Annotated in this window: 19 protein-coding genes; 13 read left to right on the top strand and 6 right to left on the bottom strand. The window is 51.0% G+C overall.

What is annotated here, in order from left to right; translation table 11 throughout:
• The first annotated feature begins 53 nt into the window (after nucleotides 1-53).
• Nucleotides 54-1346, top strand: a complete 1293-nt coding sequence (locus tag EVJ24_RS06625; protein ID WP_070327595.1) for a dihydrolipoamide acetyltransferase family protein — start codon at nucleotides 54-56, stop codon at nucleotides 1344-1346.
• A gap of 4 nt (nucleotides 1347-1350) precedes the next feature.
• Nucleotides 1351-2763, top strand: a complete 1413-nt coding sequence (lpdA, locus tag EVJ24_RS06620) for a dihydrolipoyl dehydrogenase (RefSeq protein ID WP_071399522.1) — start codon at nucleotides 1351-1353, stop codon at nucleotides 2761-2763.
• Between the two features lie 16 nt (nucleotides 2764-2779).
• Here the strand turns inward: lpdA and aac(6') are convergent, their stop codons facing one another.
• On the bottom strand, nucleotides 2780-3223 hold the full coding sequence (gene aac(6'), locus EVJ24_RS06615; RefSeq protein WP_131440387.1) for an aminoglycoside 6'-N-acetyltransferase: 444 nt from the start codon (nucleotides 3221-3223) through the stop codon (nucleotides 2780-2782).
• Nucleotides 3224-3298: 75 nt separating this feature from the next.
• On the opposite strand from aac(6'), the gene EVJ24_RS06610 reads away from it, so the two are divergent.
• On the top strand, nucleotides 3299-3619 hold the full coding sequence (locus EVJ24_RS06610; RefSeq protein ID WP_442899256.1) for a DUF3055 domain-containing protein: 321 nt from the start codon (nucleotides 3299-3301) through the stop codon (nucleotides 3617-3619).
• A 105-nt stretch (nucleotides 3620-3724) separates the two neighbouring features.
• On the opposite strand, the gene EVJ24_RS06605 is transcribed toward EVJ24_RS06610, so the two are convergent.
• Nucleotides 3725-5206 (bottom strand): aminotransferase class I/II-fold pyridoxal phosphate-dependent enzyme, encoded by a 1482-nt coding sequence (locus EVJ24_RS06605; RefSeq protein ID WP_131440383.1) that lies wholly within the window; start codon nucleotides 5204-5206, stop codon nucleotides 3725-3727.
• A gap of 184 nt (nucleotides 5207-5390) precedes the next feature.
• On the opposite strand from EVJ24_RS06605, the gene EVJ24_RS06600 reads away from it, so the two are divergent.
• The 3 genes from EVJ24_RS06600 (at nucleotide 5391) to EVJ24_RS06590 (ending at nucleotide 7425) form a co-directional block, all read left to right on the top strand.
• Nucleotides 5391-5657, top strand: a complete 267-nt coding sequence (locus EVJ24_RS06600; protein WP_070327590.1) for a UPF0223 family protein — start codon at nucleotides 5391-5393, stop codon at nucleotides 5655-5657.
• Between the two features lie 247 nt (nucleotides 5658-5904).
• Complete coding sequence (locus EVJ24_RS06595; RefSeq protein WP_015881266.1) at nucleotides 5905-6093, top strand: hypothetical protein; 189 nt, start codon at nucleotides 5905-5907, stop codon at nucleotides 6091-6093.
• A gap of 78 nt (nucleotides 6094-6171) precedes the next feature.
• The gene (locus tag EVJ24_RS06590) at nucleotides 6172-7425 is read left to right on the top strand and encodes an inositol monophosphatase family protein (protein WP_131440379.1); all 1254 of its coding nucleotides are present in this window, start codon (nucleotides 6172-6174) and stop codon (nucleotides 7423-7425) included.
• Between the two features lie 35 nt (nucleotides 7426-7460).
• Here EVJ24_RS06590 and EVJ24_RS15440 read toward each other — a convergent pair whose 3' ends face one another.
• Nucleotides 7461-7637: a DUF5325 family protein gene (locus tag EVJ24_RS15440; protein ID WP_167615659.1), complete on the bottom strand. Its 177-nt coding sequence runs from the start codon at nucleotides 7635-7637 to the stop codon at nucleotides 7461-7463.
• Between the two features lie 164 nt (nucleotides 7638-7801).
• Between EVJ24_RS15440 and typA the strand changes: the two genes are divergently transcribed.
• Nucleotides 7802-9646, top strand: a complete 1845-nt coding sequence (gene typA, locus EVJ24_RS06585; RefSeq protein WP_070327588.1) for a translational GTPase TypA — start codon at nucleotides 7802-7804, stop codon at nucleotides 9644-9646.
• Nucleotides 9647-9748: 102 nt separating this feature from the next.
• The gene (locus tag EVJ24_RS06580; protein WP_070327587.1) at nucleotides 9749-10081 is read left to right on the top strand and encodes a YlaH-like family protein; all 333 of its coding nucleotides are present in this window, start codon (nucleotides 9749-9751) and stop codon (nucleotides 10079-10081) included.
• Between the two features lie 36 nt (nucleotides 10082-10117).
• On the opposite strand, the gene EVJ24_RS06575 is transcribed toward EVJ24_RS06580, so the two are convergent.
• The gene (locus EVJ24_RS06575) at nucleotides 10118-10318 is read right to left on the bottom strand and encodes a YlaI family protein (RefSeq protein ID WP_083273976.1); all 201 of its coding nucleotides are present in this window, start codon (nucleotides 10316-10318) and stop codon (nucleotides 10118-10120) included.
• Between the two features lie 113 nt (nucleotides 10319-10431).
• Between EVJ24_RS06575 and EVJ24_RS06570 the strand changes: the two genes are divergently transcribed.
• Complete coding sequence (locus EVJ24_RS06570) at nucleotides 10432-10881, top strand: hypothetical protein (RefSeq protein WP_131440377.1); 450 nt, start codon at nucleotides 10432-10434, stop codon at nucleotides 10879-10881.
• Between the two features lie 32 nt (nucleotides 10882-10913).
• Nucleotides 10914-12230, top strand: coding sequence for a PhoH family protein (locus tag EVJ24_RS06565; protein ID WP_016509526.1), 1317 nt, complete (start codon nucleotides 10914-10916; stop codon nucleotides 12228-12230).
• Between the two features lie 361 nt (nucleotides 12231-12591).
• On the opposite strand, the gene EVJ24_RS06560 is transcribed toward EVJ24_RS06565, so the two are convergent.
• Both EVJ24_RS06560 and EVJ24_RS06555 read right to left on the bottom strand, forming a co-directional pair.
• The gene (locus tag EVJ24_RS06560; RefSeq protein WP_070327957.1) at nucleotides 12592-13791 is read right to left on the bottom strand and encodes a multidrug efflux MFS transporter; all 1200 of its coding nucleotides are present in this window, start codon (nucleotides 13789-13791) and stop codon (nucleotides 12592-12594) included.
• A gap of 147 nt (nucleotides 13792-13938) precedes the next feature.
• On the bottom strand, nucleotides 13939-14406 hold the full coding sequence (locus EVJ24_RS06555) for a hypothetical protein (protein ID WP_070327585.1): 468 nt from the start codon (nucleotides 14404-14406) through the stop codon (nucleotides 13939-13941).
• 172 nt (nucleotides 14407-14578) lie between these two features.
• Between EVJ24_RS06555 and EVJ24_RS06550 the strand changes: the two genes are divergently transcribed.
• From EVJ24_RS06550 to EVJ24_RS06540, 3 genes are all read left to right on the top strand, one after another.
• Nucleotides 14579-14857: a YlaN family protein gene (locus EVJ24_RS06550; protein WP_070327584.1), complete on the top strand. Its 279-nt coding sequence runs from the start codon at nucleotides 14579-14581 to the stop codon at nucleotides 14855-14857.
• A gap of 86 nt (nucleotides 14858-14943) precedes the next feature.
• Nucleotides 14944-16179, top strand: coding sequence for an FtsW/RodA/SpoVE family cell cycle protein (locus EVJ24_RS06545; protein ID WP_131440375.1), 1236 nt, complete (start codon nucleotides 14944-14946; stop codon nucleotides 16177-16179).
• A 26-nt stretch (nucleotides 16180-16205) separates the two neighbouring features.
• Entirely contained in the window at nucleotides 16206-19655 is a 3450-nt protein-coding gene (locus EVJ24_RS06540) for a pyruvate carboxylase (protein ID WP_131440373.1), read from the top strand.
• Nucleotides 19656-19665: the final 10 nt, after the last annotated feature.

Below are 19665 nucleotides of genomic sequence, written 5' to 3'. Positions count from 1 at the left end.
AGAATTGTCTCCCTTGTCGTGTTTACATGATTATTCGATAGGAGGAAAAACCAGTGGCAGTATTTGAATTTAAATTACCAGACATCGGTGAAGGAATTCACGAAGGTGAGATCGTCAAGTGGTTCGTCAAAGCAGGGGATACAGTGAAAGAGGATGACATCCTCCTCGAAGTTCAAAACGACAAAGCCGTCGTTGAGATTCCTGCTCCGGTCGACGGAACAGTCAAGGAAGTTAAAGTCTCTGAAGGAACAGTTGCCATCGTCGGCGACGTCCTCATCACGTTCGATATCGAAGGTGACGCACCAGCCGGTGAAGAAGAGGCAGCTCCTGAACAGCCAAAAGCTGAAGAGAAGACAGAAGAGATTCAAGAAGACGTGAAAGAAGACGGTCCACGTGAAGTTCAACTTCACAAGTCTGAGCGTGTCATCGCCATGCCTTCGATTCGCAAGTACGCTCGTGAAAAAGGCGTCGACATCCGCGAAGTCAAAGGAACTGGCGACAACGGTCGCGTTCTTAAAGAAGACATCGACGCGTTCGCAAACGGTGAAGCACCGACAGCGGAAGCTACAACAGAGAAAACAGAATCTGTAGCGACGGCCTCGGCTGCGAAGACGGAAATCAAGCCTTACGAGTCAGCTACACCTGAACTCGAAACGCGCGAGAAAATCCGTGGTATCCGTAAAGCGATCTCGAAAGCGATGGTCAACTCGAAACATACGGCTCCGCACGTAACACTCATGGACGAAGTCGATGTCACGAAACTTGTCGCACTCCGTAAAGAGTTCAAACAAGTCGCGGCTGACCAAGGCGTGAAACTCACGTACTTGCCATTCGTCGTTAAAGCATTGACAGCGGCAGCGAAAGCTTACCCAACGATCAACGCGTCAATCGACGATGTAAACGAAGAAATCGTCTACAAAAACTACTACAACATCGGTATCGCAGCTGACACGGATAACGGCCTCGTCGTTCCTGTCGTTAAAGATGCGGACCGTAAATCAGTCTACGCACTTGCAAACAACATCAATGAGCTTGCTGGCAAAGCCCGTGAAGGCAAACTTGCTGGGGACGACATGAAAGGCGGATCGATCACAATCACGAACATCGGTTCAGCTGGTGGACAATGGTTCACACCTGTCATCAACCATCCGGAAGTTGCAATTCTCGGTATTGGCCGCATTGCTGAAAAAGCTGTCGTCAAAGACGGCGAGATTGTCGCAGCACCAGTGCTCGCACTTTCATTCAGCTTTGACCACCGTCTCATTGATGGTGCGACTGCTCAAAACGCGCTCAACATGGTCAAACGCTTGCTTCAAGATCCAGCACTTCTAATGATGGAGGGATAATAACATGGTAGTAGGAGAATTCGCACAAGAAACTGATTTACTTGTCATCGGAGCCGGTCCTGGTGGATACGTCGCAGCAATCCGCGGCGCACAACTTGGACTCAAAGTTACAATCGTTGAAAAAGGAAACTTTGGCGGTGTCTGCTTGAACGTCGGTTGTATCCCATCTAAAGCGTTGATTACGGCTGGACATAACTTCCAGCACGCTAAAGGTCACTCGTCAATGGGAATCACATCTGACAACGTGTCAGTTGACTTCACGAAAGTCCAAGACTGGAAACAGTCGGTCGTCAACAAATTGACTGGCGGCGTCAAAGGTCTTTTGAAAGGCAACAAGATCGAGATCGTTCAAGGTGAAGCGTTCTTCGCAGCTGAAGACACAGTTCGTGTCATCACAGAAGATAGCTCAACTCCTTACAAGTTCAAGAAAGCGATCATCGCGACTGGTTCGACACCAATCGAGATCCCATCGTTCAAATGGTCAAAACGCGTTCTTTCTTCAACTGGCGCATTGGCTCTTCCAGAAGTTCCGAAAAAGCTCGTCGTCATCGGTGGCGGCTACATCGGAATGGAACTTGGAACAGCGTATGCGAACTTCGATACTGAAGTCGTAGTCGTTGAAGGCGCAAGCGACATCTTGTCTGGCTTCGAGCCACAAATGACGCAAATCGTCAAAAAGAAACTCAAACAAAAAGGCAACGTCACGATCCACACGAACGCTCTTGCAAAAGGCGTCGAGGAAACGGAAGATGGCGTTATCGTGAAGTTTGAAGTGAACGGCGAAGAACAGACTGTTGAAGCGGACTACGTCCTCGTCACAGTCGGACGCCGTCCGAACACTGGCGACATCGGCCTCGAGAATGCTGAAGTTAAAATCAGCGACCGCGGCATCATCGAGATCGACGACCAGTGCAAGACGTCGAACGAAAACATTTATGCAATCGGCGACATCGTACCAGGACCACCGCTCGCACACAAAGCTTCTTACGAAGCAAAAGTTGCAGCGGAGGCAGCTGCAGGTAAGCCGGCTTACCTCGACTACTCAGCAATCCCAGCGGTCGTCTTCACTGACCCTGAACTTGCGACAGTCGGTTACACAGAACCGCTCGCTAAAGAAGAAGGACTCGATTTCACAGTATCGAAATTCCCATTCGCAGCGAACGGTCGTGCCCTCGCCCTCGACGAGCCAGACGGCTTCATGAAGCTCATCACGCGTAAAGAGGACGGTCTTTTGATCGGTGCTCAAATCGCGGGTACAGGCGCTTCTGATATGATTGCCGAGCTTGGTCTCGCCATCGAAGCAGGCATGACAGCTGAAGATATCGCGCTCACAATCCACGCTCACCCATCACTCGGTGAGATGGCAATGGAAGCGGCAGAAATCGCAATGGGTATGCCAATCCACGTCGTTAAGTAATACACAAACTCTCTCGCTACTCGCGGGAGAGTTTTTTGATGTAGTGGACGGTCCGTTCGACTTCATCGAAACCGATTCGAGCATGAAAACGTTGGCCCCCCTCATTGTCAAGTTCCGTATCTGAAGCGAGTTCGTCACAGCCTTTCGACCGAGCATATGATGCGGCAGCTTCGACGAGCCGGGTCGCCACATCCTGCCCGCGTACAGATTCGTCAACGTATATCCCTTCTAAGAACGCAGTCGGAGAAGAGGCGGCGCCGGGAACATAGTCATGTCTGAAACTGAGCTGGCAAAACCCGACTGCCGTGTTGTCGGTCGCCAAAAAATAATGCATCTTGCCGGAACGCAACCCGAGACGAAGCTCGGCCGTCAATTCGATCAACGGGGCGTCGGGCCAGAGCGCTTGCATGAGCGTCAATAGTGCGGCTTCGTCGCGCGCGCTTGCTTTTCGAATGTTCATGAGTCATCCTCCCTAGGTTTCACAAGTTCAGTATAAAGGAAAATAGTATATGAAGTCAGAAAGGAGGGAATGATCATGGCGTTTGATGAGGAGCTATTATATACCGTTTCCGAGACGAGCCGCGTTCGATTTACCGGCATCGAAACCGAGACGTCTCGTTATGATTTCGGATTTGTCTATACGCACCAGTTCATGGGGAAAGTACTCGTCGTCTGCATGCAGACCGGACAGTCAGCCCTTCTCGATATGCATGCGCTCGAGGAACCGAGACAGCTTTATCCGATGCTTGGAATCAATCTGTATGACACCGACCATGTTGCTGAATTTTTGCGTCTTTGTCTCGAGGAGGGGACGAAAGACGGAAAAACTTCTGAATCACCTCTTGAAAAAATGTAAGCGTTTTCTTATAATGGAGAGTAGGGGAAGCAATTCGATCATCATAAGCATCTTTTCTTCTGATGACACAAAGCGAGCCGGTCAATTTGACCGGCTCGCTTTCGTTTAGCGGATTGCTTTCGTTTGTTGGATGACTTTTATCATTTGAAGCGACTCGTCTTCAAGACCTTGAACCGGTAAACCGGCTTCGATATTGGCCGTGATGTACTCGAGTGTCGATGCCGTGATCAGTTCTCCAGGGATGATGATGGGAATCCCTGGTGGATACACCATGATGAACTCAGCCGAAATCCGCCCGACAGCGTTTTCGAGCGGAATCGTCTCCGTCTCCTCGTAGAAAGCGTCGCGTGGGCTGAGTGCGAGTGGTGGGATCTCCGGGAGCATGATCGACAATGAGGCATTGCCAGACTTGTCATAGACGGAAACGACGTCGCGCATCGCATCGACAAGTGCTTGAATCGTCGACTCATCGTCGGCGCTCGTCACGATGAAGAGGACGTTCAACAAGTCGGACATCTCGACTTCGATGCGGTGATGTTCGCGCAAGTATTTCTCGATTTCAAATCCGGTAATCCCGAGCTCACGAACCGATACGAGTACTTTCGTCTCATCTAAGGCGTACGTCGACTCAGAATGGAGCTCAGAGTGACCGTAGACCGATAAATGCGGCATGTTGTTAATGGCGACGCGTGCCATTCGTGCGAGCGTGAGGGCGCGTTCGTTCATGGCCTCACCTTTTGTCGCCAATTGGCGCCGGGCTGCGTCGAGCGAGGCGAGAAGCAGGTAGGACGTCGACGTCGTTGTAATCATCGAGAGCATCGCGTGGATCCGCTCTGGCGAGACAAGACCGCGGCGTACGTTCAAAATCGAGCTACCTGTCATCGAGCCACCGAGCTTATGCACGCTCGTCGCAGCGACGTCTGCGCCCGCTTGCATCGCCGATAGTGGGAGCTCGTCGTGGAATGGCAAGTGGACACCGTGCGCTTCGTCAACGAGTACAGGGACGTCCTGAGCGTGAGCAACGGCGACGATGCGTTCGAGGTCACCAGCGACACCGAAGTACGTCGGGTTGATGACGAGGACGGCTTTCGTGTCAGGATGCAGCTCGAGCGCGCGCTCGACAGCGCTTGCCGTGATACCGTGGGCGATCCCGTACATCTCATCATATTCAGGATGAATGAATACAGGATGGGCTCCGGTCAAGACGAGCGCTGACATGACGGATTTATGCACGTTACGCGGGACGATAATTTTTTCGTTCGGCCCGACGACGCCCATGATCATCGCCATGATGGCGCTCGATGTGCCTTGGACCGAGAAAAATGTCTCGTCAGCACGGAACGCTTCAGCAGCGAGACGCTCGGCTTCAGCAATCGAAGCTTTCGGATGATGCAAGTCATCAAGTGGAGCGATGTTGATCAAATCGATTTTTAAAGCATTTTCGCCGATGAAGTCACGAAATTCGGGATCCATTCCTTTTCCGCCTTTATGACCAGGAATATGGAACGCAATCGGATTTGTATTGACGTGTTTGAGCAACGTCTCAAATAGCGGCGTGTCGAGCTGTGTAGACCCTTTAATTTTCAATAGTAAGCCCTCCTTGAAATCAGCGTTTGTATGGGATCGGTCGTTTACGTATACTAAGTTTCTTTACCCGGTGAATGATTGGTCTGCTATGCAGAAAAACAATGCAACAAAAAAACTATAGAGATTTCCAAGTCAACTTGCAATAGTTTTTTTTGTTGATACAATGGTTGTCGAGGTGAAGAATATGCAAATCAACTATCCAATCAATCCGGACTGGACGACGGAAGAACTGATCGAAGTCGTCGAGTTCTATAATCAAGTCGCACTCGCCAACGAAGGCGGCGTCGATCGGGAAGAATTTTTAGCAACGTATCGGTCGTTCAAACAAATCGTGACATCAAAATCAGAAGAGAAGCAACTGAGCGCTGTCCACGATGAGCAGACCGGATACTCTACCTATCGTACGGTCCAAGCGGCCTTGAAATCAAATACTAAGATTATCAGGTTGTAACAAATGAATTGCAGGAACCGACGAATCTGTCGGTTGCTGCTTTTTTTAGTTAATACCTTAGGAAATAGGGTACATATCACTAACAGTTATTTAAGGTTTAGGACCGGTTGAAGTGGGAATATATCCACTAAGATAAAAAATTCAAAATAGTCAGACAATTTTCTTTCTTTTTTGAATCTCATCTGATATACTCAATTCAACTTACTAAACCGTAACTTGTAGCCCAAAAAAAGGAGTGTGGCATCTCATGAAACAAGTGATTGAGGCATTCAAAAGAAAAGACGCAGAAAAACGGATTCCGGTGCTGCGCCTAGAGATTGATTATGAATTGGCAACACTCTTCGATGCAATGGCGTCACAAGACGATGCCACTGTCCAGGCTAGCAAGCATCGGTTAGAGAAGTATCGCCAAGAACTTTTGCGTCTCGAAGCCTGACCCACAACCGCTCATTCAACCAGTATTCCACGCGAATACTGGTTTTTGTTTGCTATAATACATAGAGAGGTGATAAATATGTTGGAATGGTTTGCGATTGATCTAATCAAACAAGCAGGGGAATATATCCGCCTTCAAATTGATGAAAGTTATCGGATCGAGCGGAAGACGGGCAAAGGGGACTTGGTCACTGAAATCGATCGAGCGGTCGAACAACTGATCGTCGACCGCATCCGAGCGGCATATCCGGAGCATCAGATCGTCGGAGAAGAAGGCATCTCGACACAGCCTGACAATTTGACAGGGACGGTTTGGTTTGTCGATCCGATTGACGGGACGCTCAATTTTATTCATCAAAAGCGGATGTTCGCCATCTCGATCGCGATTATGGTCGATGAGGTCGTCGAGTATGGATTCGTCTATGATGTGATGGCTGACGAGCTGTTCGTGGCACGACGTGGTTATGGGGCGACGCTCAACGGACGGAAGTTGCCGCCGCTTCATGAACATCACGTCCGTGACGCATTTTTGAGTATGAATGCGACGTGGGTGACTCCGAACCAACAGATTGCACCAGAAGTGTTGGCACCGATCGTCCGCGACTCTGTCGGGACACGAGCGCACGGGGCCGCCTCACTCGAACTGGCTTGGGTTGCGGCCGGACGGGTCGACGGATATATCACGATGCGCAATATGCCGTGGGATTACGCGGCCGGAAAACTACTCGTCGAAGAAGTCGGGGGCCGCGTCGTCTCCTTATACGGTGAACCCGTCAGCTATAAAGGGAAGACATCGGTCCTCGGCGGGAGCGAGACGTTCGTCAAGGACGTCATCAAACATTACGTCATCGCTAAAAACGTGACGCCTGAAGTGAGACCAGACCTTGCGATCGAACCGAACAAAACGTACGACCGTGTGCGTGATTTGCTCGTCTTGGCGAATCCGAACGAGGCGATGGTGCAAGAGCAATACGCACAGGGCACGACATTTGAGGCTTTACTCGGCGGTGAACTCGTCGGGGCGTATATGCTTGTCCGTCGCAGTGCGGAATCGGTCGAACTCGTCAACATCGCTGTCAAACCGGACCGTCAAAACCAGACGATCGGGCAACGGATGCTCCAAGACGCCATCCGTCGGGCGGCTAGCGGAAGTGCGAGCGAACTGCTCGTCTGCACGGGCAACTCAAGCATCGTCCAGTTGCGCTTCTATCAACAAGCCGGATTTCGTTTTGCTTCGGTCGAACGCGATTATTTTCCGAACCATGGCTACGAGGCGATCGAAGAAGACGGACTCGTGCTGCGAGACCGCATCTGCTTGACGCGAGAATTATAAAACAAGGCCCAAGGCGCTCGCCTCGGGCCTGTTCGTTATGGACGTCGGTCTGCTAGGACACGGCGGCGCAAGTTGATGCCGAAGAATGTAGCGACCGCGCTCAACGCGAGACTGCCAACGATGATGGCGGTACTCGCTTCGGCGACGCCGATGCCGATACCGACAAAACCGGCGACGACGGCGATTGCGATCAAGACGAACATGAGTTGCATCGAAATTCCCCCTTTTTTTCTTGGCTCTATCTCATTGTAAGCAAAATCAGCGCAATTGGAAACGGTAACAGACTATATAACGTGACAAAGGTGGTAGCACCTGTGCTATACTCTTTAAGTTGAATACAAAGTTGAAACTTTTCAAATAAGAGAGGAATAACTACATGAATTTAAGAACTAACCTCCGTAACGTAGCCATCATCGCCCACGTTGACCATGGTAAAACAACGTTAGTCGATGAACTATTGAAACAGTCTGGTACTTTCCGGACAAACGAAATGGTAGCAGAGCGCGCCATGGACTCGAACGATATCGAACGTGAGCGCGGGATCACAATCCTCGCTAAAAACACGGCAATCGATTATAAAGATACTCGCATCAACATCGTAGATACACCAGGACACGCCGACTTCGGTGGTGAAGTTGAGCGGATCATGCGTATGGTTGATGGCGTTATTCTTGTTGTCGATGCACGTGAAGGCTGTATGCCACAAACACGCTTCGTATTGAAGAAAGCACTTGACCAAGGACTTCGCCCGATCGTTGTCGTCAACAAAATCGACAAAGCGATGGTCCGTCCGCTCGACGTCGTCGATGAAGTCGTAGACTTATTGATCGATCTCGGAGCAGATGAAGATCAACTTGAATTCCCTGTCGTCTATACGTCTGCAGTCAGCGGTTCAAGTTCGTTCGATCCTGATCCTGAGAAGCAAGAAGATACAATCACGCACGTACTCGATACGATTCTTGAGAACACACCGGCACCAATCGACAACTCGGATGAGCCGCTTCAGTTCCAAGTCACGATGCTCGACTATGATAACTACCTCGGTCGTATCGGAGTCGGTCGTGTCTTCCGTGGGAAAATCAAAGTCGGAGACCAAGTCTCACTTTGTAAAACGGATGGATCGATCAAACAACTTCGCGTCACGAAGCTATTCGGTTACTTCGGACTCAAACGTGTTGAAATCGAAGAAGCTAAAGCTGGTGACTTGATCGCCATCGCCGGGATGGAAGACATCAACGTCGGTGAAACGGTCACACCGGTCGGTAAAGAAGAGCCGCTTACGCTTCTTCGCATCGATGAGCCAACGCTTCAAATGCGTTTCATGACGAACAACTCTCCATTTGCAGGACGCGAAGGCGATTTCGTGACAGCACGTAAAATCGAAGAGCGTTTGATGAAACAACTTGAGACGGACGTTTCGCTCCGTGTCGAAAACACAGACTCGCCTGACCAATGGGTCGTATCAGGACGCGGTGAACTTCACCTCGGTATCTTGATCGAGAACATGCGTCGCGAAGGGTACGAGATCCAAGTTTCGAAACCACAAGTTATCATCCGTACAGCTGAAGACGGTACGAAAATTGAGCCTTTCGAGCGCGTCATCATCGACGTACCGGAAGAGTACACAGGTTCAGTCATGGAATCGATCGGTCTCCGTAAAGGTGAGCTCGCGAACATGAACACGAACGATAACGGTCAAACTCGTATGGAATTTATCGTTCCTTCACGTGGTCTCATCGGATATCGTAACGAGTTCTTGTCGGCGACACGCGGATACGGAATCTTGAACCATACGTTCGAAGAGTATCGTCCGTTCATTCCTGCTGATATCGGCGGTCGCCGTAGCGGTGTCATGGTTTGTATCGAAGCTGGTAAGTCAACTGCTTACTCAATCGGTGCACTCGAAGACCGTGGGACGATCTTCATCGAACCAGGTACAGATGTATACGAAGGTATGATCATCGGTGAATGTAACCGTGACGTCGATCTCGCGATCAACGCCGTCAAAGGGAAACAGTTGACGAACATGCGTGCATCATCGAAAGACTCGACACAAGTCTTGAAACGTCCGCGCGTCTTCTCGCTTGAAGAGTCGCTTACGTTCTTGAACGATGACGAGTACTGCGAAATCACACCGCTCTCGATTCGACTCCGTAAAAAGGTCTTGAACAAGAACGAACGTGAAAAAGCTGACAAGCGTCGTAAACTTGGTAAAGAATAAGTAGAAAAGGGAGCGCCGAGGCGTTCCCTTTTATTTTGATTCGTGTAGAATAGACGTGTAGGAAACAAAGGGGGATTATTTGCCTTGAAAGCTTCTCAAACGATGGACATTACCCAAATCGACGTTCCGTGGATCGCCTCGCTATTAGGTGTCGGCAGTGACGCGAACGACTTTTCGGTCGGCTTTAACGCCTTGATCATCACGGTCATCTTATTGACGTTGCTCGTCTTTAAATTAGGTTTTGCCAAACAACTCGCGTGGTGGAAGGCGCTCATCGTCTACATCATTCTCGCGCTCGGAGCGGGGACGATGGCGCTCGTCTTCTTTACGTGGCCAATCCCGGAAGTATTGCTCGTCATGGCGGTCGTCCTAGCCATTTATCGGGGCCGCCTCTGGTGGAACCGCCGTCAAGACCAAGTCAATGAACCAACCTAAAAAATGGACGCCCCGTTGACGGGACGTCCATTTTTGTTACCATCTTCGCTTTTGGCGAAACGATGGATATAGGTGGAATTGGCCTGTTGCCGCACGCTCAGCCGTTCGTTCCGTAATGCGTGCATGACATTCTTGGCACATATACGTTTTAGCAGGTTTATTGCGAAGTCGTTTCGCTTCGAACGACCACGAATCAATCGTATCGACTTTATCACAAAGAGAGCACTTTACGCGCATGGTCTCACCTTCCTCTCCGTTGATTATAGCATGATTTCCAGATAGAAAAGCAGGGAAAGAAGTCATTAAGGGCGAATCCATTTCATATACCCGTTTAAGAAGGAGGGGAGTGCATGGCGAGTAAAGCAACGTTCGAACTTTCCCGGGCGCAACAAGAAACGTTAAACGAGATGCCGTTGACGTTTCTCGTCGCGTTCGATGAAGCGAAGCGCTGGCCGATCACCCACGCCATCAGTTGGGTGCAGGCGACCGATCAACAGACAGTCCGATTTGCCCTGACAAAAAACTCGCATCTCATCACGCTGTTGACAAGCGAAAAGACGGCGGGGCTCATCTTTTTAGAGGACGGTCTCGCATACAATGTGACGCTCTCGCACGTCCATGAATTTGAACCGGCTGTGAAACCGGGACTGCACCTTCGCTTTTTTAAAGGTTCGGTCGAAGAAGTCCGCAACATCTCCTTTTACGGGGCGACGTTCGGGCAACCGGACATCGTCAAGACGTACGATATCGAAGCAGCGGAAAAATTGGACCGAGAAGTGAAGGAAAGCTTGAACTCTTGATCACCAACAATTTTCGAGGGGCGGCAAAGCTTATGAAAAAAACGTATGTGCTCGATACGAACGTACTTCTACACGACCCACTCTCACTCTTTCAATTCGATGAGCATGACGTCGTCATCCCGGCCATCGTCCTAGAAGAACTCGATGGAAAAAAACGAAACATGGACGAGCTTGGCCGTAACGCCCGAGAAACGGCGCGTGTGCTTGACCAGCTCAGATCGACCGGCAAACTTCATGATGGGGTGCCGCTCGAGAATGGCGGCCATCTCTTCGTTGAGATCGGTCATGAACATACAGTCGACTTCCCGTTCGACGTCATGACGAATGACAACCGGATTTTAACGGTCGCACTTGGTTTGATGAAACAGTATGAGCATGATCATAACCGGAAAGTCGTGGTCGTCTCAAAAGATATACTGGTCCGTGTCAAAGCGGATGCGATCGGCATCGAAGCCGAAGATTATTTGACAGACCATATTGTCGACACGACGAATCTGTACGCCGGCTATCGCGAGATTGAGGTCGATCAGGCGATAATTGATGAATTCTATCAAGTTCGCCAGCTACCGACGTCGGCTTTTTCAAAAAACCAACTGTACCCGAACTCATTTGTCATCTTAAAGAGTAACGTTTCGAAAGCGAGCGCACTCGCGGTCGTCGACCCCTTACAACCGATCGTTCGACCGTTATCGCTCGACGCCGAGCACGTCTGGGGCATTCATCCGCGGAACGTCCAACAACGAATGGCGCTCGATTTGCTGCTTCGCGACGATATTCCGTTCGTGACGCTCCTCGGGAAGGCCGGGACCGGGAAAACGCTCCTCGCTCTCGCGGCGGGACTTGCCCTCGTCGAGGACGAACGTCGCTTCAACAAGCTCGTCGTGGCGCGTCCGGTCGTGCCGATGGGCAACGACATTGGATACTTGCCGGGTGAGATGGAAGACAAGCTTCGTCCGTGGATGCAGCCGATCTATGACAATCTTGAATTCTTGTTTAATGCCAACTCGAAAGACGAGCTCGGAAATATCCTCGCCGGCATCAAGTCGATTCAGCTCGAGGCGCTCACATATATTCGGGGGCGAAGTATGCCGGACCAGTTCATCATCATCGATGAAGCGCAGAACTTGACGAAGCACGAGATCAAGACGATTTTGACCCGGGTCGGGGAGAATTCGAAGATTGTTCTCGTCGGCGATCCGTATCAGATCGATCATCCGTATTTAGATGAATATTCGAACGGGCTCTCGTACGCCGTCGAGCGGTTCAAAGGGCAAAACGTATTCGGTCACGTCCAACTTATCAAAGGCGAACGCTCGTCGCTCGCCCGGTTGGCGGCCGATTTGCTATAGAAATAGACGCCGAGCGTAAGCTCGACGTCTCAGCTTGTTGACCAACATGAACAATATTGCTCGTCTTCCGGCGCCCACGCTTACTGCAGGCAATCCCGGAGCCGCATCGCGACTTGCGTCGCTGCTGGGTCTCCGTCGGATTGCTGTCCTGCAAGAGTCGGGGCGCCATCGGACGAGCAACGCAAACGGTCGCCATCTGGCGACCATTTGTCTTTTTCTGAGGCCCCGACAGTCGAAAGAAAAAGCCCGATTTATGTCGGGCAGTTCACTTCGAGGTCTTCGGACATAAAAAAGACGAACCAGATCGCTATTAGCGACCTGGTTCGTTAACAGCCTGAGACGCCGAGCATGAGTTCGACGTCTATTTTGTGTTTGGGTGGAGCAAAACTTGCACGTTCGCTTTCTCAAGAAACGCGTTCGTCAACATGATCAAACCGGTCACGATGAAGAGCGCAGAGAATCCGAAGTGGGCGACGATTTGGGATCCGAACAACGGTCCGAGCAGGTTGCCCATGAACTGGGCCGACTGATTGTAAGAAAAAATGCGTCCGGTCGCGTGACTCGGTGTATGTTTCCTTAGCAGTGACTGTACCGACGGCATGAGTGCCGCGGTCGCGAAACCAAGGCCGAAACGCAACATGACGAGCTGTGTCGTCGACGTCACGAACGCCTGAGGAATCAAGAATGCGGTATAAATGATGAGCGCCCAAAACAAAATCCGTTCCGGCCCGTGGCGGTCTGACAGCCGTCCGAGATGTTGTGCGGACAGTAGGGCGGCCACCCCCGGCGCTGAAGCGACGATTCCCGCGATGAATGCGAGGGAAGTTGTGTACGGGTTCAGTTCGCGGACGTACAGTGTCAACAGTGGCCCGATTGACTGCGTTGAAAACTGAATTAAAAACGTCGTTAAAAACAAGCTGAAGATGAGTTGGGGATGACGGAGCGAGGCGATGATCGACTTTGTCGAATCAAGTCGCTCGCGCGCCACCGGGACGAAATCTTCTTTCACGAACAGGAGTGTGATTAAAAACGTGACGAAGAGTGCGCTACCGGTAAAGAGAAAAACGGGTCGAAGCCCAATCCAATCTGCGAGCAGTCCACCGATCAATGGACCGAGGAGTCCGCCGGTGATACCACCGGTCGACAACGTGCCGAGCGCCCAGCCGCTTTTCTCTTTTGGTGTCTGTGAGATGACGAGAGTGATGCCGGCCGAGATGAATCCGGAGACAGCACCCATGATGAGTCGTAAACCGACGAGTTGATAAACGTCTTGCACGAAGCCGATCAAGAACATGACGACGGCCATTCCGAGGCTCGCCCGAATCAACATGAGCTTGCGCCCTTTCTGGTCAGCGAGTCGGCCCCAAAGCGGGGAGACAATGGCGGCCACGAGGAAAGTGGCGCCGAAAGCGACGGCGGACCAGGTGACGACGTGGTCAGGGTTGGTCACGCCGAGCTCTTCGATAAATAAGGGCAGGAACGGCAAGACGAGGCTCATCGAGGCGGCCGTCAAGAAGCTGCCGATCCAAACGATGATCAAGTTCTTTTTCCATAAAGGTATCGTAAGCGTCACGACCTTTCTGCATAGAGTATATTTCGATATCACACATGTTACACTTTGTGAAGTAAAAAGTCCAAAAAAAAGACGAACGAGATCGCTGATAGCGACCGCGTTCGTCAACAGCCTGAGACGGCGAGCGCCTTCCCATCAGCCATCCGTTCGGACGACGATATGGTCGACTTGACGAATGATTTGGTTGTTGTAGAGTGCATAGACTGGTCCGTCAGCCAACACTTTTCCATCTTGTGAAAACTGAAGATAAATCGAACCGACTTCGGCGAGTGGGATCGTCAATACCGTCTCTCCATAAAAGCTGACGTGCGTCGCCGTATTGAGCGGCTCGGCGTTTTGGAGAAATGGTGCGAACGGCATCGCGAACGAGTCACGAAGCGCAGCGTCTTTATCGGCCCGTGACATCGGTTTATTGTGGTCGACGCGCGTCCCTAGTGTCAATCCGTCGTCCCATGCCTTCCCCATTTTGGCATAGTAGGCGTCTGAGTCATTCTCGACGGCTTGGTCGAGTTCGTCGACTTTACGTTTACGCTCGTCAAAAATCCATACGGTCGGGTCAATCGTCAGCGCGTGACGGACCGCTCCATCTAACGGAAAAATCATTGATACTCCCCCTTAACTAGCGATACAATGTATATTATACAGCTCTTCCGTGCAAAAAGGAAAACTGCGAGAAACACGCTTTGAATCTAGACTGTTCATTGAATTATGATGAAATATAATGTACAGTTGAGTTATGACAAACAGTCTGTCATTGTACGGAGGAGGGGTCGTAGTGGCGACAAATTTGGCTGCAGTCCAACGGGAACAGGCGCTTCACTTGCTTGAAGCAGATGCTGAAAAAATCCGTTGCTTGATTGAGGTACAATTAGAAAACTTGAAAATGCCGAAGTGCCCGCTTTATGAAGAGGTACTTGATACACATATGTTCGGTCTGTCGCGCCAAATCGATTTTGCGGTCCGGCTTGGACTTATTTCAGATGTCGAAGGCAAGCAACTGATCGATTCATTGGAACAAAAGTTATCCGCGCTCGCGGAAGCTTCAGAATTATGAACCTTATACTCAAACTGTGCAGGCGGCGCTGTTTGAGTATTTTTTTATAACGGGTTGCGGATTGCTGTACATAAGGAAGTGAAAACATGAAAACTCGGTTTCGGTACTTTGATTTCTCACTGTTCATTGCGGTGCTTTTGCTCGTTGGGATCAGCTCAATCATGATTTACAGCGCCAGTGTTTGGAATCGTGGGGATTACGCGAACAGTAGCTTGTTTTATCGGCAACTGTTCTATGCAGGGTTTGGGATTGTCGTCTATTTGATCGCGACGATGTTCCGGTATGAAAACTTCCGCAAAAAGAACGTGTTGCGAAGCCTCTATGCGCTCTCGGTCATTCTACTGTTTGTCACTTGGGCGATGCCTCCGCTGAACGGTGCCCGGGCTTGGCTCATCATCGGCGGTCTTACGATCCAGCCAATCGAAATCGCCAAGTTTGTGTTAATTTTATTGCTCGCTAACTACTACCATCAATTATGGAATCGTGAACTGACAGGATGGCCGGGCCGAATCGGCCGTGCGGCGATCGAACGGAAAAAGCTACGCGCCCAAATCGGGGCTTTCTTCATCATCCCGGGTTTGTTCTACTTTTTCCCGTATGCCTTCGTCATAAATGGACAGCCTGACCATGGCGGATTGTTCGTCTTAGGGGTAATTATGTTCATGATGTGGTTAGCTGCCGGGGCCCCGCTTCGCATCATCATCCCGGTGATTATTGCTGGAATTGGTTTTGTTTATGCTATGTATACGTTTGTTTTCACAGATAACCAAGTTAGTCGGATTAACGTCGTCTTCAATCCATTCATGGACCCAGAAGGCTACGGGCACCAACTTCTCATGTCGATCATCTCGATCGTGCATGGGGGATTGACCGGCGTCGGACTTGGGAATAGTTATCAAAAGTATGGCTATTTGCCGGAGCCGGAGACGGATTATATCATGTCGATCATCGCCGAAGAACTTGGCTTTATCGGCGTCCTCGTCGTCTTGGTGTTGCTCTTTTTCATCGCGTTCCGGGCAGTAAATATCGCCAACCATACCGACAACCATTTTGCGATGTTCGTCTCGTTCGGGATTGCCGCGCAAATCATGGTCCAAACTGGAATCAATATCGGGGCGATGTCGGGCTGGTTCCCGGGTACGGGTGTGACGCTTCCACTCGTCAGTTACGGCGGCACGTCGCTGATCATGACGATGGGAATTCTCGGTGTGCTCAGCAGTATCTCGATGCGTAACCGTCACCGAGAGGCGACACGCCGCGCGGAAATTCGCGAAAAATCAGAAGAAAACGTTCAAAATGCATCACTACATGTAGTAAGGTAAAGATGTATATGTAAACGATTTCCAAAATGGGGGGATTTAGGTTGAAATCAATTAGCAAATTGCTTGTAGCCAACCGTGGAGAGATTGCCATTCGTGTATTTAGGGCAGCCTCAGAATTAGGAATGCGTACTGTCGCCATCTATTCGCAAGAAGATAGTGGATCGTTACATCGTTTTAAAGCCGATGAAGCGTATTTGATCGGTCTCAACAAGAAACCGATCGACGCCTATCTCGACATTGAAGACGTCATTCGAATCGCGAAGCAATCGGGGAGTGACGCGATTCACCCGGGTTACGGTTTCTTATCGGAAAACATTGAACTAGCTCGTCGTTGCCGCGAAGAAGGCATCATCTTCGTCGGACCGGACGAATCTCACTTGCACGCGTTCGGAGATAAAGTTCGGGCTCGTCAAAACGCGATTGCAGCCGGGCTACCGGTCATTCCAGGCTCGAACGGTCCATTGACTTCGTACGAAGACGCGCTCGACTTTGCGAACGTGCATGGTTTCCCGCTCATGGTCAAAGCCTCAATGGGCGGCGGCGGACGCGGTATGCGCGTCATCCGGACCGAGGCCGAGATGAAAGATTTGATTGAACGTGCCAAGTCAGAGGCGAAGCAAGCGTTCGGCTCTGACGAAGTGTACATAGAAAAACTAGTTGAACGTCCGAAGCATATCGAGGTGCAAATTCTCGGGGATGATCACGGGAACATCATCCATTTGTTTGAGCGTGACTGCTCGGTTCAACGTCGTCACCAGAAAGTCGTCGAAGTCGCACCGTGTGTGACGTTGTCGGAGGCGTCTCGTCAAGCAATCTGTGACGCGGCGGTTCAAGTGATGCGTCACGTCGGCTATGTGAACGCCGGGACGGTCGAGTTCCTCGTCACTGAGGATGAGTCGTTCTACTTCATCGAGGTCAACCCACGGATCCAAGTCGAACATACGATCACGGAGATGGTTACCGGGTTCGATATCGTCCAAACACAGCTCATGATCGCCCAAGGCGAGTCGCTTCACGGTGACGTGATTCACATGCCGAAGCAAGAAGATATCAAACTGCTCGGCTATGCGATCCAATCCCGTGTCACGTCGGAAGACCCGGCTAACAACTTCATGCCGGACACAGGGAAAATCATGGCGTATCGTTCGCCAGGCGGTTTTGGGGTTCGTCTCGACGGCGGGAACGCCTACGTCGGGTCTGAAATCTCGCCGTACTACGACTCGCTCCTCGTCAAGCTGTCGACGCATGGGATGACGTTCGAACAAGCGGCAGCGAAGATGGTCCGTAACTTGAACGAGTTCCGGATTCGCGGCATCAAGACGAACATTCCGTTTTTGATCAACGTCATGAAGCACCAAAACTTTATTAGCGGGGACTATAGTACATCGTTCATCGATGATACACCCGAACTGTTCGTCTTCCCGAAACGGAAAGACCGGGGGACGAAACTCCTCAACTATATCGGGGACGTCACCGTCAACGGATTCCCGGGCGTCGGCTTGAAAGATAAGCCGATCAGCCGCTCGGTCCGGATTCCACAAAACCTTCCGGCCGAAGCGAAGCCGGGGACGAAACAAATCCTGACAGAACTCGGTCCAGATGGTTTGGCTGACTGGATCAAACGTCAACCAGAGCTGCTCTTGACGGATACGACGATGCGAGACGCCCACCAGTCGCTCCTCGCGACACGGATGCGGACGCAAGACATCTTGAATATCGCCGAGCCGACGAGTAAACTCATGCCAGAACTGTTCTCGGTCGAGGCGTGGGGCGGGGCAACGTTTGACGTCGCCTACCGCTTCCTCTCGGAAGACCCGTGGGTACGTCTCATGCGCCTTCGTGAGAAAATGCCGAACGTCTTGATTCAAATGCTCCTTCGCGGTGCCAACGCCGTCGGGTATAAAAACTATGCCGACAACGTCATCGAGAAGTTCGTCCACGAGGCGGCTTATGCCGGTGTCGACATCTTCCGAATCTTCGACAGCTTGAACAACATTGAATCGATTAAACTCGCGATCGACGCGACGCTGCCGACAGGGAAAGTCGCAGAAGCGGCAATCTGTTACACCGGTGACTTGTATGACGGAAACCGTCCGAAGTATCACTTGCCGTACTACGTCGATCTCGCCAAGCAGCTCGAAGCGAGCGGAGCTCATATTCTTGCGATCAAAGATATGGCTGGCCTCTTAAAACCTGAATCGGCGTATGCGCTCGTGTCGGCACTGAAAGACGCCGTCGACTTGCCGATTCATTTGCACACGCACGACGCTTCGGGGAATGGGATCTTCACTTACGCACGGGCGACTGATGCGGGCGTCGATATCGTCGACGTCGCAGCGAGCTCGATGTCGGGTATGACGTCGCAGCCTTCAGGTGGAAGTTTGATTTACGCACTCGACCATCACGAACGCCAGCCGAAAATCGATGCGAAGCACTACGAAGTCATCAGTGACTACTGGCAAGACGTGCGTCATAACTATGAACCGTTCGAAAGTGACATGCGTGCATCGAATCCATCGGTGTATGAGCATGAGATGCCGGGCGGACAGTATTCGAACTTGCAGCAACAAGCGAAAGCGGTCGGTCTCGGTGACCGCTGGAGTGAAGTCAAGTCGATGTACGCCCGCGTCAACATGTTGTTCGGGGATATCGTCAAAGTGACCCCGTCGTCTAAAGTCGTAGGGGACATGGCACTCTTCATGGTCCAACATAACTTGAGCGAACAGGACGTCATCGAACGAGGAAATCAACTCGATTTCCCAGACTCGGTCGTCGAGATGATGCGCGGTGAGCTCGGGTCGCCTCCGGGAGGGTTCCCGAAAGACGTCCAACAAGCGATTCTCAAAGGTGAGGCGCCACTCGAGGTCCGTCCAGGTAAACTGATCAAGCCGTACGACTTCAAAGCTGCTCAGACAGAACTGTTTGAAAAGTTCGAACGTCCGGTGACGGACTTTGAACTGCTCGCGAACGCCCTATATCCAAAAGTGTACGAGGATTATATCACGCATACGAACACATACGGTGACGTATCGGTGCTCGACACGTTGACGTTCTTCTATGGATTGAACGTCGGTGAGACGATTCAAGTCGAAATCGAGACAGGGAAGACGCTCATCATCAAGCTCGTTCAAGTGAGTGCTGCGAACGAAGACGGGATCCGCCTCGTCTCGTATGAGATGAACGGCGTACCACGTGAAATCGAGATTAAAGACGTCAACGTGAAGTCGGCGACGACGAGCCGACCGAAAGTGGAACGCTCGAATCCGAAACAAGTCGGGGCCTCGATGCCAGGTTCGGTCTTGAAAGTACTTGTCGAACCAGGAAGCCGGGTCCATCGTGGGGAGCAACTTCTCGTCACTGAGGCGATGAAGATGGAGACGACGATCCAAGCCGCACAAGACGGTGAGATTAAAGCGATCCATATTAAAGAAGGCGACACAATCCAAAGTGACGACTTGTTGATTGAATTTGTATAATAAAAAGAAG

The sequence above is a fragment of the Exiguobacterium sp. SH1S21 genome (assembly GCF_004337175.1).
Classification (GTDB): domain Bacteria; phylum Bacillota; class Bacilli; order Exiguobacteriales; family Exiguobacteriaceae; genus Exiguobacterium; species Exiguobacterium aurantiacum_A.
Note: the sequence above shows the minus strand (reverse complement) of the source record. Positions and strands in the feature narration are given on the sequence as shown.

What these genes read in the sequence shown, in the direction of transcription:
- lpdA (WP_071399522.1), top strand. Translation starts at nt 1,351, where the DNA reads ATGGTAGTAGGAGAATTCGCACAAGAAACTGATTTACTTGTCATCGGA.
- EVJ24_RS06610 (WP_442899256.1), top strand. Translation starts at nt 3,299, where the DNA reads ATGGCGTTTGATGAGGAGCTATTATATACCGTTTCCGAGACGAGCCGC.
- EVJ24_RS06600 (WP_070327590.1), top strand. Translation starts at nt 5,391, where the DNA reads ATGCAAATCAACTATCCAATCAATCCGGACTGGACGACGGAAGAACTG.
- EVJ24_RS06595 (WP_015881266.1), top strand. Translation starts at nt 5,905, where the DNA reads ATGAAACAAGTGATTGAGGCATTCAAAAGAAAAGACGCAGAAAAACGG.
- EVJ24_RS06590 (WP_131440379.1), top strand. Translation starts at nt 6,172, where the DNA reads ATGTTGGAATGGTTTGCGATTGATCTAATCAAACAAGCAGGGGAATAT.
- EVJ24_RS15440 (WP_167615659.1), bottom strand. Translation starts at nt 7,637, where the DNA reads ATGCAACTCATGTTCGTCTTGATCGCAATCGCCGTCGTCGCCGGTTTT.
- typA (WP_070327588.1), top strand. Translation starts at nt 7,802, where the DNA reads ATGAATTTAAGAACTAACCTCCGTAACGTAGCCATCATCGCCCACGTT.
- EVJ24_RS06580 (WP_070327587.1), top strand. Translation starts at nt 9,749, where the DNA reads ATGGACATTACCCAAATCGACGTTCCGTGGATCGCCTCGCTATTAGGT.
- EVJ24_RS06575 (WP_083273976.1), bottom strand. Translation starts at nt 10,318, where the DNA reads ATGCGCGTAAAGTGCTCTCTTTGTGATAAAGTCGATACGATTGATTCG.
- EVJ24_RS06570 (WP_131440377.1), top strand. Translation starts at nt 10,432, where the DNA reads ATGGCGAGTAAAGCAACGTTCGAACTTTCCCGGGCGCAACAAGAAACG.
- EVJ24_RS06565 (WP_016509526.1), top strand. Translation starts at nt 10,914, where the DNA reads ATGAAAAAAACGTATGTGCTCGATACGAACGTACTTCTACACGACCCA.
- EVJ24_RS06555 (WP_070327585.1), bottom strand. Translation starts at nt 14,406, where the DNA reads ATGATTTTTCCGTTAGATGGAGCGGTCCGTCACGCGCTGACGATTGAC.
- EVJ24_RS06545 (WP_131440375.1), top strand. Translation starts at nt 14,944, where the DNA reads ATGAAAACTCGGTTTCGGTACTTTGATTTCTCACTGTTCATTGCGGTG.
- EVJ24_RS06540 (WP_131440373.1), top strand. Translation starts at nt 16,206, where the DNA reads ATGGGGGGATTTAGGTTGAAATCAATTAGCAAATTGCTTGTAGCCAAC.